The organism is Agromyces sp. NPDC058126 (assembly GCF_042884595.1).
GTDB lineage: Bacteria > Actinomycetota > Actinomycetes > Actinomycetales > Microbacteriaceae > Agromyces.
Genome location: NZ_JBHVTS010000001.1, coordinates 652,271 through 665,732, shown reverse-complemented (window position 1 = coordinate 665,732; position 13,462 = coordinate 652,271). Strand labels below are relative to the sequence as shown.

At 72.5% G+C, this 13,462-nt stretch carries 13 protein-coding genes; 8 read left to right on the top strand and 5 right to left on the bottom strand.

The annotated features are described in order from the left end of the window. Positions 1-61 precede the first annotated feature (61 nt). The 5 genes from ACFVTR_RS03050 to ACFVTR_RS03030 all read left to right on the top strand — a co-directional run bounded on the left by ACFVTR_RS03050 (position 62) and on the right by ACFVTR_RS03030 (position 5,212). The gene (locus ACFVTR_RS03050) at positions 62-997 is read left to right on the top strand and encodes a pseudouridine-5'-phosphate glycosidase (RefSeq protein WP_387034622.1); all 936 of its coding nucleotides are present in this window, start codon (positions 62-64) and stop codon (positions 995-997) included. A gap of 7 nt (positions 998-1,004) precedes the next feature. Beyond that, positions 1,005-1,883 (top strand): carbohydrate kinase family protein, encoded by an 879-nt coding sequence (locus tag ACFVTR_RS03045; protein WP_387034620.1) that lies wholly within the window; start codon positions 1,005-1,007, stop codon positions 1,881-1,883. Between the two features lie 61 nt (positions 1,884-1,944). Beyond that, entirely contained in the window at positions 1,945-2,172 is a 228-nt protein-coding gene (locus tag ACFVTR_RS03040) for a hypothetical protein (protein WP_376941150.1), read from the top strand. 82 nt (positions 2,173-2,254) lie between these two features. Further along, positions 2,255-4,207, top strand: coding sequence for an ABC transporter ATP-binding protein (locus ACFVTR_RS03035; protein WP_387034618.1), 1,953 nt, complete (start codon positions 2,255-2,257; stop codon positions 4,205-4,207). 180 nt (positions 4,208-4,387) lie between these two features. Further along, the gene (locus tag ACFVTR_RS03030; RefSeq protein WP_387034616.1) at positions 4,388-5,212 is read left to right on the top strand and encodes a hypothetical protein; all 825 of its coding nucleotides are present in this window, start codon (positions 4,388-4,390) and stop codon (positions 5,210-5,212) included. An 88-nt stretch (positions 5,213-5,300) separates the two neighbouring features. Here the strand turns inward: ACFVTR_RS03030 and ACFVTR_RS03025 are convergent, their stop codons facing one another. The 3 genes from ACFVTR_RS03025 to ACFVTR_RS03015 all read right to left on the bottom strand — a co-directional run bounded on the left by ACFVTR_RS03025 (position 5,301) and on the right by ACFVTR_RS03015 (position 8,255). After that, positions 5,301-5,789 carry a 2'-5' RNA ligase family protein gene (locus ACFVTR_RS03025; RefSeq protein WP_387034614.1) on the bottom strand — a complete coding sequence of 163 codons (489 nt, stop codon included), beginning with the start codon at positions 5,787-5,789 and terminating at the stop codon, positions 5,301-5,303. 51 nt (positions 5,790-5,840) lie between these two features. Beyond that, the gene (locus ACFVTR_RS03020; protein ID WP_387034612.1) at positions 5,841-6,242 is read right to left on the bottom strand and encodes a DUF1622 domain-containing protein; all 402 of its coding nucleotides are present in this window, start codon (positions 6,240-6,242) and stop codon (positions 5,841-5,843) included. Positions 6,243-6,377: 135 nt separating this feature from the next. Next, a complete protein-coding gene (locus tag ACFVTR_RS03015; RefSeq protein ID WP_387034609.1) occupies positions 6,378-8,255 on the bottom strand; it encodes a phosphoenolpyruvate carboxykinase (GTP) in 1,878 nt (625 codons plus the stop codon). 127 nt (positions 8,256-8,382) lie between these two features. On the opposite strand from ACFVTR_RS03015, the gene ACFVTR_RS03010 reads away from it, so the two are divergent. The 3 genes from ACFVTR_RS03010 (at position 8,383) to ACFVTR_RS03000 (ending at position 11,270) form a co-directional block, all read left to right on the top strand. Continuing rightward, positions 8,383-9,825: a helix-turn-helix domain-containing protein gene (locus ACFVTR_RS03010; protein ID WP_387034607.1), complete on the top strand. Its 1,443-nt coding sequence runs from the start codon at positions 8,383-8,385 to the stop codon at positions 9,823-9,825. Positions 9,826-9,915: 90 nt separating this feature from the next. Beyond that, complete coding sequence (locus tag ACFVTR_RS03005) at positions 9,916-10,257, top strand: PadR family transcriptional regulator (RefSeq protein ID WP_387034605.1); 342 nt, start codon at positions 9,916-9,918, stop codon at positions 10,255-10,257. Further along, on the top strand, positions 10,254-11,270 hold the full coding sequence (locus ACFVTR_RS03000; RefSeq protein WP_387034603.1) for a permease prefix domain 1-containing protein: 1,017 nt from the start codon (positions 10,254-10,256) through the stop codon (positions 11,268-11,270). The genes ACFVTR_RS03005 and ACFVTR_RS03000 overlap by 4 nt, the downstream gene beginning before the upstream one ends. 74 nt (positions 11,271-11,344) lie before the next feature. Here ACFVTR_RS03000 and ACFVTR_RS02995 read toward each other — a convergent pair whose 3' ends face one another. Continuing rightward, entirely contained in the window at positions 11,345-12,133 is a 789-nt protein-coding gene (locus tag ACFVTR_RS02995; RefSeq protein WP_387034601.1) for an SDR family NAD(P)-dependent oxidoreductase, read from the bottom strand. A 124-nt stretch (positions 12,134-12,257) separates the two neighbouring features. Next, entirely contained in the window at positions 12,258-13,433 is a 1,176-nt protein-coding gene (locus tag ACFVTR_RS02990; protein ID WP_387034599.1) for a thiolase family protein, read from the bottom strand. Positions 13,434-13,462 lie beyond the last annotated feature (29 nt).

Genomic DNA, 13,462 nt, shown 5'->3' with positions numbered 1-13,462 from the left:
GGGCATCCGCCCTTCGTCGTGCCCGCCGGGTTTCGAGGGCGCCCGCCTCTAACATGGCGGCATGCCCGTCGACGTGCCGCCCGGCCCCGCCCACCCCGCGATCCTCGTCGCCGACGAGGTGCGCGCCGCCCTCGACGAGGGGCGGCCCGTGCTCGCGCTCGAGTCGACGATCCTCACGCACGGGCTGCCTCGGCCCCGCAACCTCGAGGTCGCGCTCCGCAGCGAGGCCGAGGTGCGGGCGGCGGGGGTCGTGCCGGCCACGATCGGCGTCGTCGCCGGCGTCGCGGTCGTCGGGCTCGCCGCCGCCGAGATCGAGCACCTCTGCACGGCCGAGGACGTGGTGAAGGCGAGCGTGCGCGACCTGCCGATCGCCCGGGCGAAGCACCTCGATGCCGGGACGACGGTCGCGGCGACGGCCTGGCTCGCGCACCGGGCCGGAATCCGGGTGATGTCGACCGGCGGTCTCGGCGGGGTGCACCGGGGCGCGGCCGAGAGCTTCGACGAGTCGGCCGACCTGCCGCTGCTCGCCGAGACGCCGATCACCCTCGTGAGCGCCGGCGTCAAGTCGATCCTCGACATCGCGGCGACGCTCGAACGCCTCGAGACCCTCTCGATCCCCGTCGTCGGCTACCGCACGAACCGGTTTCCGGCGTTCACGGTCACCGATTCGGGCTTCGCGCTCGACTACCGGGTCGACTCCCCCGCCGAGGCGGCGTCGCTCGCCCGGGCGCGCGACGAGCTCGGGCAGCGCGCGGCGGTCCTCGTCGCAAACCCGGTCGCGCCCGAGCGGCAGCTCGACCCGGCGCTGCACGACCGGGTGCTCGCCGAGTCGCTCGCGGCGGCCATCGCCGCCGGCGTGGCCGGCCACGACACCACGCCGTTCCTGCTCGAGCGGTTCCACCGCGAGACGGGCGGCGCGAGCCTCGAGGTGAACCTCGAGGTCTATCGCGGCAACGTCGCGCTCGGGGCGGAGATCGCGTGTGAGCTCGCCGGCTGATCCCGCGATGGATGCCTCGCGCCCGCCGCTCCTCGCGGTCGTCGGCGATCTCGTCGAGGACGTCGTCGTCTGGGCGTCCGAGCCCGTGCGGCACGGCACCGACACCGCCGCCCGGGTGTTCCGCACGCGCGGCGGCAGTGCGGCGAACGTCGCGGCGCTCGCGGCCCCGCTCGTCGCCACGCGCTTCATCGGCTGCGTCGGACCCGACGCCGCGGGCGAGGCGCTCGTCACGGAGCTCGAGCGCCGCGGCGTCGACGTGCGCGTGCAGCGACGCGGCACGACGGGCGCCGTGGTGCTCGTCGTCGACCCCGACGGCGAGCGCACGATGTTCCCCGACCGCGGTGCGAGTGCGCTGCTCGAGGCGGTCGACCCGGCCTGGCTCGACGGCGTCGACTGGCTGCACGTGCCGAGCTACGGCTTCGAACGCGAACCGGCGCGATCGGCCGTGCTCGCGCTCATCGCGGAGGCGCGGCAGCAGGGCGCGGGCCTCTCGATCGACGCCTCGTCGACCGGGCTGCTCTCGGCGCTCGGTGTCGAGCACGTGCTCCGCCTCTACCGGTCGCTCGGACCCGACGTGCTCTTCGCGAACGAGACCGAGGCCGCGCTGCTCGGCCTCGGCGATGGCGGGCCGCCCACGGCCGACGTCGCAGCGAACGTCGTCGTGAAGCACGGCCCCCTGCCGACGCAGGTCTTCGAGGGCGGCCGGCTGATCGCGGAGGTGCCCGTGGAGCCGGTGCCGGGCGCGCGGGACCTCACGGGCGCAGGCGATGCCTTCGCCGCCGGGTTCCTCGCCGCCCGACTGGCCGGGCTCGCGCCGGCAGCGGCGGCCCTCGCCGGTCATGCCGCGGCCGCCGCGGTCATCACGGCGCCGGGCGCGGCCTCGTGAAGGGCAGCGGTACCGTCAACCGAGATTGACGAACCCCTCAGCGTCAACTACGGTTGACGCCATGGACGACCGCAACCTCCGCACCGCCATCGCCGCAGCCGACGGCGACGACCCGTACCGGGCGCTCCGCGAACTCCACCGCGCGAGGGTCGAGCTCACCCGCGACCTCGACCGCGCCGAATCGCTCGCCGTCCGCCGCGCCCGCGCGGCCGGATCGAGCTGGCAGCTCATCGCCCTCGCCCTCGGAGTGTCGAAGCAGGCGGTGCACAAGAAGTACGGGCGCAGCTGAGACGCGTAGGCTGCAATGCGGCGATGATGCGAGCGGCGGGGGCGCGAGGCATCCGATCGCTCTTCTCGTCAGGAAAGTGAGCATGAGCACCAGCGAGCCCCGAACCCGCCGCGACGAACGCGCCGCGCGCAACGCGCGCCTGGCCCGTCGCCCCCGGTCCACCACCCGCCGCACGTCACCCTTCGCCCGCCGCGGCGGCGAGCAGCCCGCGGGCCCCCGCGCCACCTTCCGGCAGCTGCTGCCCTTCATCTTCGAACACCGTCCGGTGCTCATCTGGGTCGCCGTGCTCTCGATCGTCGGCGCGTTCGCGAGCCTCGCCCAGCCGCTGCTCGTCAGCCAGGTCATCAACGTCGTCGAGGCGAACGAGCCGCTCGGCGGCATCGTCTGGGCGCTCATCGCGCTCGTCATCGTGAGCGGTGTGATCTCGGGCTACCAGCACTACCTGCTGCAGCGAACCGGTGAGGGCGTCGTGCTCTCGAGCCGCAAGCGGCTCATCCACAAGCTGCTGCACCTGCCGATCGCCGAGTTCGACACCCGTCGCACCGGCGACCTCGTCTCGCGCGTCGGCAGCGACACGACGATGCTGCGCGCCGTGCTCACGCAGGGCCTCGTCGAAGCGGTGGGCGGCACCGTCACCTTCATCGGCGCCCTCATCGCCATGCTCATCATCGACCCGGTGCTGCTCGGACTCACCGTGCTCGTCGTCGCCATCGCGATCACGACCGTGACGCTGCTCTCGCAGCGGGTGCGCGAGGCGTCGCACGCGGCGCAGGCGAAGGTCGGCGACGTCGCCGCCTCGGTCGAGCGGGCCATCGGCGCCGTGCGCACCATCCGCGCCGCCGGCGCCACCGAGCGCGAGGTCACGGCCGTCGAGGCCGAGGCCGAGGGCGCGTGGCGCATGGGCGTGCAGGTCGCGAAGATCTCGGCGCTGATCGTGCCGATCGCCGGCATCGCGATGCAGGTGTCGTTCCTCGTGGTGCTCGGGGTCGGCGGCTACCGCGTGGCCTCGGGGGCGATCACCGTGGCGAACCTCGTCGCGTTCATCCTGTTCCTCTTCATGATGATCCTGCCGCTCGGGCAGGCGTTCGGCGCGATCACCTCGGTCAACCAGGCCCTCGGCGCCCTCGGGCGCATCCAGGAGATCCTCGACCTCCCCGACGAGGACGCGCACGACCGCGAGCTCGCCCCGCGCGCCCTCATCGTCGGCGACGCCAACGAGGGCCTGCTGCCCGACGCGCCGGCCATCGCCTTCGACGACGTGCACTTCGCGTACGCCTCGACCCGTCAGGACCCGGCGGACCCCGCCAACGACTCCCCCGACGAGCACCTGCCCGAGCCCGACGTCACCGAGCGGCAGCCCGTGCTGCGCGGCGTGTCGTTCGAGGTGCCCCGCGGTCGGCGCATCGCGCTCGTCGGGCCGTCGGGCGCCGGCAAGTCGACGATCCTCGCGCTCATCGAACGGTTCTACGACCCCTCGGTCGGCGCGGTCCGCATGGGCGGGCTCGACCTGCGCGCCCTCGACCGCACCGAACTGCGCGCCCAGATCGGTTACGTCGAGCAGGACGCCCCCGTGCTCGCCGGCACCCTGCGGGACAACCTCCTGCTCGGATCGCCCGACGCCACCGACGTCGAGTGCGAGCACGTGCTGCGGGCCGTCAACCTCGGCGCGGTGCTCGACCGCGACCCGGCCGGCCTCGGCGCCGCGGTCGGCGACGACGGCATCATGCTGTCGGGCGGCGAACGCCAGCGGCTCGCGATCGCGCGGGCGCTGCTCGCCGCGCCGCCCATCCTGCTGCTCGACGAGTCGACCTCGTCGCTCGACGGCGTCAACGAGCGCATGATGCGCGAGGCGATCGACGCGGTCGCCGCAGGCCGCACGCTCATCGTGATCGCGCACCGGCTCTCGACCGTCATCGACTCCGACCGCATCGTCGTGCTCGACGACGGTCGGGTCGTCGGCGAGGGCACGCACGGCGAGCTCGTCGACTCGGTGCCCCTCTACCGGGAGCTCGCCGAGCACCAGCTGCTCGTCTGAGCTCCAGCGGATCCCACGGCGAGGTGCCCCGTGGCGGCCGCCACGGGGCATCCGCCGCTCAGTGCTGACCCGAGCGAACCTCAGTGCTCGCTCGGATGGATCCGCGACGCGTCGTCCTTAGCGTGGGAACCCGCATCCGGCATTGGATGCCCCAGGCCCATGCCCCACGGAGGACCCACCATGACCATCGCGACCATGACGGACTCGCGCGACCTCAGCCGCTTCGACGAACTGCCCGTCGAGCTCATCGACGAACTGCCCGAGGCGGGCGACGCCACCACGACGCGCCGCTCGGGCCTCGGCAACTCCTTCGACCGGGTGCAGTCCGGCATCCAGGGGTGGCTGCGCCACTGGGAACCGCTGCAACTGCCGGCGTTCACCGCCGTGCGCGACGTGATGCCGGCCGACGACCGCGGCCGCAGCTCGCTGCACGCCGCCCCCACGCGGCCCGACGGCGCGGTGCGCCTCACCGCGAGCGTCTACGACCGGCCGAACCGCTCGGGCGGCCCCCTCGCGTGGTCGCGCAACTGGGCGAGCCTCGCGGTGCTGCCGCCCGCCAGGGAGGCCGGACGCCTGTTCTACCGGTTCAGCGCCGCGAGCCGCCTCGTGCTCGACGGCCAGGCCGACCTCAGCCTCGTCTCGACGAGCGTCAACTTCGGCGTCGTCGCCGACGCCGCGAAGCAGAGCCCGTTCCAGACACCCGGATTCGCCACCCCGATCGTGCGTCCGCTCGTCGGCGTGCAGTGCCGCGCCGACGTCGACGCCACGTCCTCGCAGACGTTCGAGGGCTCGATCGCCGTGCGCCAGGGCGACACCCCGGCGATGGCCTTCGTGATCGGCACCGACCTCCTGTTCGAGCACGGCTGGGTGCGCATGCACGAGGGCTCGAGCACCTGGATCGGCCCGAGCGAGGCCGGCGCGAGCGGCACGATCGAGTTCCGCTACGCCCCGGCGGCGCTGCTGCGCCTGATCGGGCATCTCGACGACCCGCACACCGTCGACTGAATCCCGCCCGCGCCCTCGCGACCGAACCCCGACCCGGTCGCGTGAGCGCGGGGGCGCGTGGGTGCGTGGGTGCGGCGCATCTGGCGGCTCAGACCGCCGGAGGCCCGCCGAGCGACCAGGATCCGAGGATCCGGCCGTGGTGCGAGGTCTCCGGCGGTCTGAGCCGGACGAGCGCGACGGTGCCGAGTTCGAGACGGTCGCCGGGGTGCACCCGCCCGTGTCGCTTCGCCGTGACGTGCGGGCGGAAGTCGACGCGCGGTCGGACGCGCTCGACCCCCGCATCGTGGAGTCTCGAGATCGCACCGGCGCGGAGGGCGGCGATCTCGCCGCCGTCGCGCACGAGTGAGACGAGGATGTCGCGGCGCGGCCCGAACATCGCGTCCTCGCCGACGGCGACCGAGATCGGCCGCTCGCCCGCTTCGCTCGCGAGCGCGGCGAGCGTCCCGCAGAGGACGTCGGCGTCGAGCTCGGTGTCGAACGGCTCGACGAGGGTCACGTGCAACGGCCATTGCGCGACCGTGAACTCGTCGCCGACGGTGAGCGGCGAGAGCGGGAGCACGACGACGAAGCGCGCCATCCGGCGAGTCTATCCGGGCCCCGTCGCGCGACGGCGCGGGCGGCTCGCGGGCTACTGCGGCCGCGCGGCCGCACGCTCGGCGCCGCCGACGTCGGGCTCACCGTCACCCGCCCGGGCACCCGGTCGCTGCCACGGCCACCGCCCCGTGATCTCCACGGCGAGCGACCAGCTGAGGAACGTCCGGATCAGCACGATGATGCCGAGGACGCCCACCGACTCGAGGGTCGGGGTCACGGCAACCGTGCGGATGATGTCGGCCGCGACGAGCAGCTCGAGGCCGATCAGGATGCCGCGACCGAGCACCCGGCGGAACCGCTCGTAGACCGGCCCGGTGTTGCGGATGCGCCGGATCGCCGCATCCACCATCGCGTAGAGCACGCCGACGACGATCGCGACGACGCCGATGACGTCGATGACCTCGCCCGCCCGCGTGATGATCTGGCCGAACTCCATGGGGTCCTCCTGCCGCACACGCTAGCCCCGGCGGCGCGGCGCGAGGCCGATGCCGCCCGCGTGGCGCGGACGCGGCGACGGCGAAGGGCGGATGCCGTTCAGCATCCGCCCTTCGCGACCGGAGGTCCCGGAGCGCTACTCGGCGACCGGGGCCGAGGCGTGCTCGAGGTGGTAGCGCAGGCTCGCGAGCTCGGCCTTGAGCGCCGCGGGCACCCGGTCGCCGAACTGGGCGAAGTACTCGTCGGTGAGCGCGCACTCGGCGAGCCACGAGTCGCGGTCGACGTCGAAGAGCTGCTCGAGCGCCGCCTCCGTGATGTCGAGCCCCTCGAGGTCGAGCGAGTCGGCAGCCGGGAGCAGGCCGATCGGCGTCTCCACGGTGTCGGCGGTGCCCTCGATGCGGCCGACGATCCACTCGAGCACGCGCGAGTTCTCGCCGAAGCCCGGCCAGAGGAACGAGCCGTCGGCGCCCTTGCGGAACCAGTTGACCTGGAAGATCTTCGGCGCGTTGGTGCCGAGCACCCGGCCCATCTTCACCCAGTGGCCCCAGTAGTCGGCCATGTTGTAGCCGCAGAACGGCAGCATCGCGAAGGGGTCGCGGCGCAGCTCGCCGACGGTGCCCTCGGCGGCCGCGGTCTTCTCGGAGGAGATGGTCGCGCCCATGAAGACGCCGTGCTTCCAGGAGCGGGCCTCGGCGACGAGCGGCACGTTCGTCGCGCGGCGACCGCCGAAGAGGATCGCGTCGATCGGCACGCCCTCGTGGGCGTCCCAGTCGTCGGAGATCTGCGGGCACTGCGCGGCGGCGACGGTGAAGCGCGAGTTCGGGTGCGCGGCGGGGCGGCCCGAGGCGGGCGTCCAGTGGTTGCCCTGCCAGTCCGTGAGCTCCTCGGGGATCTCGTCGGTCAGGCCCTCCCACCAGACGTCGCCGTCGGGGCGGAGCGCAACGTTCGTGAAGATCGTGTTGCCCCAGAGGGTCTGCACGGCCGTCGGGTTGGTGGTCTCGCCGGTGCCCGGCGCGACCCCGAAGAAGCCGGCCTCGGGGTTGATCGCGTAGAGGCGGCCGTCGTCGCCGGGGCGCATCCAGGCGATGTCGTCGCCGATCGTCTCGACCGTCCAGCCGGGAATGGTCGGACGCAGCATCGCGAGGTTCGTCTTGCCGCACGCCGACGGGAAGGCGGCCGCCACGTGGTACGACTTGCCCTCGGGCGAGGTGACCTTGATGAGCAGCATGTGCTCGGCGAGCCAGCCCTCGTCGCGGGCCATGACGCTCGCGATGCGCAGCGCGAAGCACTTCTTCGCGAGCAGCGCGTTGCCGCCGTAGCCCGAGCCGAACGACCAGATCTCGCGCGAGTCGGGGAACTGCACGATGTACTTCTCGTCGTTGCAGGGCCACTCGATCTCGGCGCGGCGGTGGCCGACGCCGTCGACGAGCGGGTAGCCGACCGAGTGCACCGTGCGCACCCACGGCTCGCCGGCCTCGATGAGGCGGTAGACCTGCTCGCCCATCCGGGTCATGATGCCCATCGAGAGCACGACGTAGGGCGAATCGGTGATCTCGACGCCGAGCTGCGAGATGGGGCCGCCGAGCGGGCCCATCGAGAACGGCACGACGTACATCGTGCGGCCCTTCATCGAGCCGTCGAAGACCTCGGTGAGCTCGGTGCGCATCTCGCGCGGGTCGCGCCAGTTGTTCGTCGGGCCCGCGTCCTCCTCGTAGGTCGAGCAGATGAAGGTGCGGTCCTCGACGCGCGCGACGTCCGAGGGGTCGGTGCGCGCGAGGTAGCTGTTGGGACGCCACTCGGGGTTCAGCTTGATGAGCTTGCCTTCGGCGACGAGCTGCTTCTCGAGCAGGTCGGCCTCGTGCTGCGAGCCATCGCACCAGACGATCTCGTCGGGCTTGGTGAGGCCCGCGATCTCGTCGACCCACGCCCGCAGGGCCGCGTCGGTCGTCCCGCGCCGTTCGGGCGATGCAGAGTCGGATGCCTCGGTGCCGATCGAGAACTCGGAGATGGTCATCGTCGTCCCTTCCAATGGGTTCCCGGCGTGCGCCGGAGTGGTCGTGTTTCCAGAATGCGCCGTTTCGTGGCATCCGCGTGACCAAATCGGTAGTTAAGAACTGGTGATCTTTCGATATTCTTAAGGCATGAAGGCAGGCTCCCCCGACCTCGCGACGCTCGGCCATCGCATCCGCCACTTCCGCGGCGAGCGCGGGCTCACCCTCGACCAGCTCGGCGAGGCCGTCGGCATGGCCGGCAGCCAGCTCTCGCTCATCGAGAACGGCAAGCGCGAGCCGAAGCTCTCGACCCTCGACGCCTTGGCCGCCGCGCTCGACGTCGAGCTCGCCGAACTGCTCTCGCGCGAGGCGCCGAGCCGGCGGGCCGCGCTCGAGCTCGAGCTCGGCCGGGCCCAGGCGGGCCACCTCTACGCGAGCCTCGGCCTGCCGCCGATCAAGGCCACGCGCGGCATCACCGACGAGACGCTCGAGGCGGTCGTGGGCCTCCACCGCGAGCTCCAGCGCCGGGCGACCGAGGCGATCGCGACCCCCGAGGAGGCGCGGCGCGCCAACACCGAGCTCCGCGAGCGCATGCGCGAGCGCGCGAACTACCTGCCCGAGATCGAGACCCTCGCCGAGGAGCAGGTCCGCTCCTCGGGGCACCGCTCCGGCGCGCTGACGCACCGCGAGGTGAGCGTCATGGCCGAGCGGCTCGGGTTCCAGCTCTTCTACGTCGACGACCTGCCCGACTCGACGCGGTCGATCAGCGACCTCTCGAACGGCCGCATCTACCTGCCGCCCGCGTCGATCCCCGGCGGCCACGGCCTGCGGTCGATGGCCCTCCAGGCGATGGCGCACCGACTGCTGGGACACACTCCCCCGGCCAGTTACACCGAGTTCCTCTGGCAGCGACTCGAGATCAACTACTTCGCCGCCGCCTGCCTCATGCCGCAGGACGCCTCGATCGCGTTCCTCCAAGAGGCGAAGAAGGAGAAGCGGCTCGCGATCGAGGACTTCCGCGACGCGTTCGGGGTCACCCACGAGGCCGCGGCGCTGCGCTTCACGAACCTCGCCACCTCGCACCTCGACATGACCCTGCACTTCCTCCGGGTGGCGGGCGACGGGGCGCTCCTCAAGGGCTACGAGAATGACGGCCTGCCCCTGCCGACCGACGTGACCGGGTCGATCGAGGGCCAGTGGGTGTGCAAGAAGTGGAGTGCCCGCACCGCGTTCGCGCATACGAACCGCACGACCGAGAACTACCAGTACACCGACACCCCGGCGGGCACCTTCTGGTGCGCGACCCAGACCGGGCGAACGGATGCCGCGGAGTTCTCGATCACGGTCGGCGTGCCCTTCGCGCAGGCGAAGTGGTTCCGCGGGCGCGAGACCACGCTCCGGGCGGTCTCCACCTGTCCCGACGAGTCGTGCTGCCGCAGCGCCCCGTCCGAGCTCGCCGAGCGCTGGGCGGGCCGGGCCTGGCCGAGTGCGCGCCTGCACGCGCACGTGCTCTCGCCGTTGCCGTCGGGCACGTTCCCCGGGGTCGACGACGCCTCGGTCTACGAGTTCCTGGAGTCGCACGCCGAACTGTAGGCCGCCCGGCGCACCCGCCACCCTCGAGCCGCATCCGAGGCAATGAAGTTTCTCTTGCATTAGTGTGTGATGCACAGTATCGTGTGACGCATGAACACCGATGAGACGACCGCCGGGCACCTGCAGGAGCTGCGCCGCGGCACCGTCGTGCTCGCCTGCCTGATCCGGCTGCGCACGCCCGACTACGGCTACGCCCTGCTCGAGTCGCTCAACGCGCTCGGCATCCTCGTCGACGCGAACACGCTCTACCCGCTCCTGCGCCGGCTCGAGAAGCAGGGCCTCCTCACGAGCGAGTGGAACACCGACGAGGCCCGGCCCCGCAAGTTCTACCGCACCAGCCCCGGCGGCGAGCTGCTCGCCGACGCCCTCATGACCGACTGGCGACGCATCGACGACGCGCTCGCCGGCCTCACCGACGGAGACGAATCATGACCGAGCTCACCGACCGCTACCTCTTCGCGGCGACCCGGAGCCTTCCCCAGGCGCAGCGCGAAGAGCTATCCCGCGACCTCGCCGAGCGCATCGCCGACACGATCGACGCACGGGTCGAATCCGGGGCCTCGACGCCCGAGACCGCCGAGCGCGACGCGCTCGTGGAGCTCGGGCACCCCGCCGTGCTCGCCGCGAGCTACAGCGACCGCCCGCTCATGCTGATCGGGCCGCGCTACTTCCTCGTCTGGAAGCGCCTCCTGGTCTTCCTCGAGTCGTTCGTCCCCGCGACCGTCGCGGCCGCGACCGCGCTCGGCCTCGTCCTCGCGGGCGGCGGCTGGGAGATCGTCGGCCCGGTGGTCTCCACCGGCATCACCGTCGCCGTGCACCTCGCCTTCTGGCTGACGCTCGTCTTCGCCCTGATCGAGCGCTACGACACGGGTGCCGTCGGCAGCACCGACAAGCTGCTCGGCTGGACGCCCGACCAGCTCCCGCAGCTGCCCGAGGTGCGTCGCCCGCACCGGCGGGGCGATCTCATCGCCAGCCTCGTGTGGCTCGCGATCGCCGCCGAGTTCCTCGTGTGGCAGCAGTTCGGCATCGTGTGGATCGGCGGCGAGCGCTCCCCGGTGCCGCTGCTCGCGCCCGAGCTGTGGTCGTTCTGGCTGCCGTACCTCTACGTGCTCATCGCGCTCGAGGCGGCGTTTGCAGTCTGGATCTACCGCAGCGACTGGAACTGGGCCAACGCGACCGTGAACGTCGTGCTGAACGCCGCGTTCGCGATCCCGGTCATCTGGCTCTTCATCGAAGGCATGCTGCTCAGCCCCGAGTTCGTCGCGCTCGTCGACCCGCACCTCGACGCCGACGCCGAGCGCGTGCTGTCGGTGCTGTTCGTCGGAGGCGTCGCCGCGATCTGCGCCTGGGACTCGATCGACGGCATCGTCAAGGCCGCACGGGGCGGCGGGCGCGGCACGCTCGACTTCCCGGGCAACCGCAGCCCCCGCCGCACCGCGGCCTGAGCACCGCAGCAGACCGGATGCCTCAGGGCCGACGATCGATCGTCGGCCCCGAGGCATCCGTCGTGAGCTGCAGGCTACTTCGGCTGCATCCGGATCGCGCCGTCGAGGCGGATCGTCTCGCCGTTCAGCATCGGGTTCGCGATGATCGAGCGCACGAGCGCGGCGTACTCGCTCGGGTGACCGAGCCGCGAGGGGTGGGGCACCTGGGCCTCGAGCGAGGCGCGCACCTCCTCGGGCATACCGGCCATCATCGGCGTCTCGAAGATGCCCGGCGCGATCGTCATGACGCGGATGAGCAGCTTCGACAGGTCGCGTGCGATCGGCAGCGTCATGCCCGCGACACCCGCCTTCGACGCCGAGTAGGCGGCCTGGCCGATCTGCCCGTCGAAGGCGGCGACCGAGGCCGTGTTCACGATGACACCGCGCTCGGCGGTCGCCGGTCCGCCCGCCAGGGCCGAGGTCACGGGCTCGGTCGCGGCCATCGCCGCGGCCGCGAGGCGGGTGACGTTGAAGGTGCCGATGAGGTTCACCCGGATGGTGCGCTCGAACGCGTCGAGGGGGCCGGCGCCCTCACGACCGACGGTGCGGTTCGCCGTCACGATGCCGGCGCAGTTCACGGCCACGCGGAGGGGCGCGAGCGCCGAGGCCGCATCGACCGCGGCCTGCACCTCGGCCTCGTTCGCGACGTCGGCCGCGACGAAGCGGGCGCGATCGCCGAGTTCGGCTGCCGCCTCCTCGCCGCGCGGCCCGGGCAGGTCGACGAGGACGACGGCGGCGCCGCCCTCGACGAGTGCGCGCGCCGTCGCGCGACCGAGGCCCGAGGCGCCGCCCGTGACGATCGCGGATGCTCCGTTGAGTTCCATGTGCGTTCCTGCTCTCTGCGTTGGGTTCCCCCGCGAACCTGCGATCCCGACGGACGTCGACCGGGTGACCCGGGCGGATCGACGGCGCTGGTGCGGAGGTGGGATGGGTGGGTGGAGAGGTCGGTCAGAGGCGTTCGATGACGGTGGCGTTCGCCATGCCGCCGCCCTCGCACATCGTCTGCAGGCCGTAGCGGCCGCCCGTCGCCTCGAGCTGGTTGACGAGCGTCGTGAGCAGGCGCGTGCCCGACGAGCCGAGGGCGTGCCCGAGCGCGATCGCCCCGCCGCGCGGGTTGAGCTTCGCGGCATCCGCCCCCGTGTCGGCGAGCCACGCGAGCGGAACCGAGGCGAACGCCTCGTTGACCTCGTACGCGTCGATGTCGTCGTGGGTGAGGCCGGCCCGCTCGAGCACCTTCGCGGTCGCCGGGATGACGCCCGTGAGCATGTAGAGCGGGTCGCTGCCGACCACCGAGAACGAACGGAAGCGCGCCCGCGGGGTGAGCCCCAGCTGCGAGGCGCGCTCCGCGCTCATGATGAGCGCGGCGGATGCCCCGTCGGTGAGCGGCGACGAGTTGCCGGGCGTGATGCGCCAGTCGAGCTCGGGGAAGCGTACGGCGAGCGCGTCGGTGCGGAACGCCGGATTCAGGCCCCCGAGCGACTCGACCGAGGTGCCCGGACGCACCGTCTCGTCGGCGAGCGCGTCGACACCGGGCACGGGCACGAGCTCGCTCGCGAACGCGCCCGACTCGTGCGCCGCGGCCGCGAGCTCGTGCGAGCGTGCGGCGAAGGCGTCGAGCTCGTCGCGCTCGAAGCCCCACTTCGCCGCGATGAGCTCGGCGGAGACGCCCTGGTTCACGAGCCCCTCGGGATAGCGCGCGCGGATGCGCGAGCCGTACGGGTCGGCGCCCGCCGCGCTCGAGCCGAGCGGCACCCGGCTCATGGACTCGACCCCGCAGGCGATCACGATGTCGGCCTGGCCCGCGAGCACGGCCTGCGCGGCGAACGTCGCGGCCTGCTGGCTCGAGCCGCACTGCCGGTCGATCGTGGTGCCCGGCACGTGCTCGGGGAAGCCCGCGGCGAGCACCGCGTTGCGGGTGAGGTTGTAGCTCTGCTCTCCGATCTGGCTGACGCAGCCGCCGATCACGTCGTCGATCAGCCCCGGGTCGAGATCGTTGCGATTGACGAGCGCGTCGAGCACTCCCGCGAGGAGGTCGACGGGGTGGACGGCGGACAGCAGCCCCCCGGGCTTGCCGCGCCCGACGGGCGTGCGGATGACGTCGACGATGACGGCTTCAGTGCTCATGGCTCCAGCCTACGGCCAGCCAAGCGCTC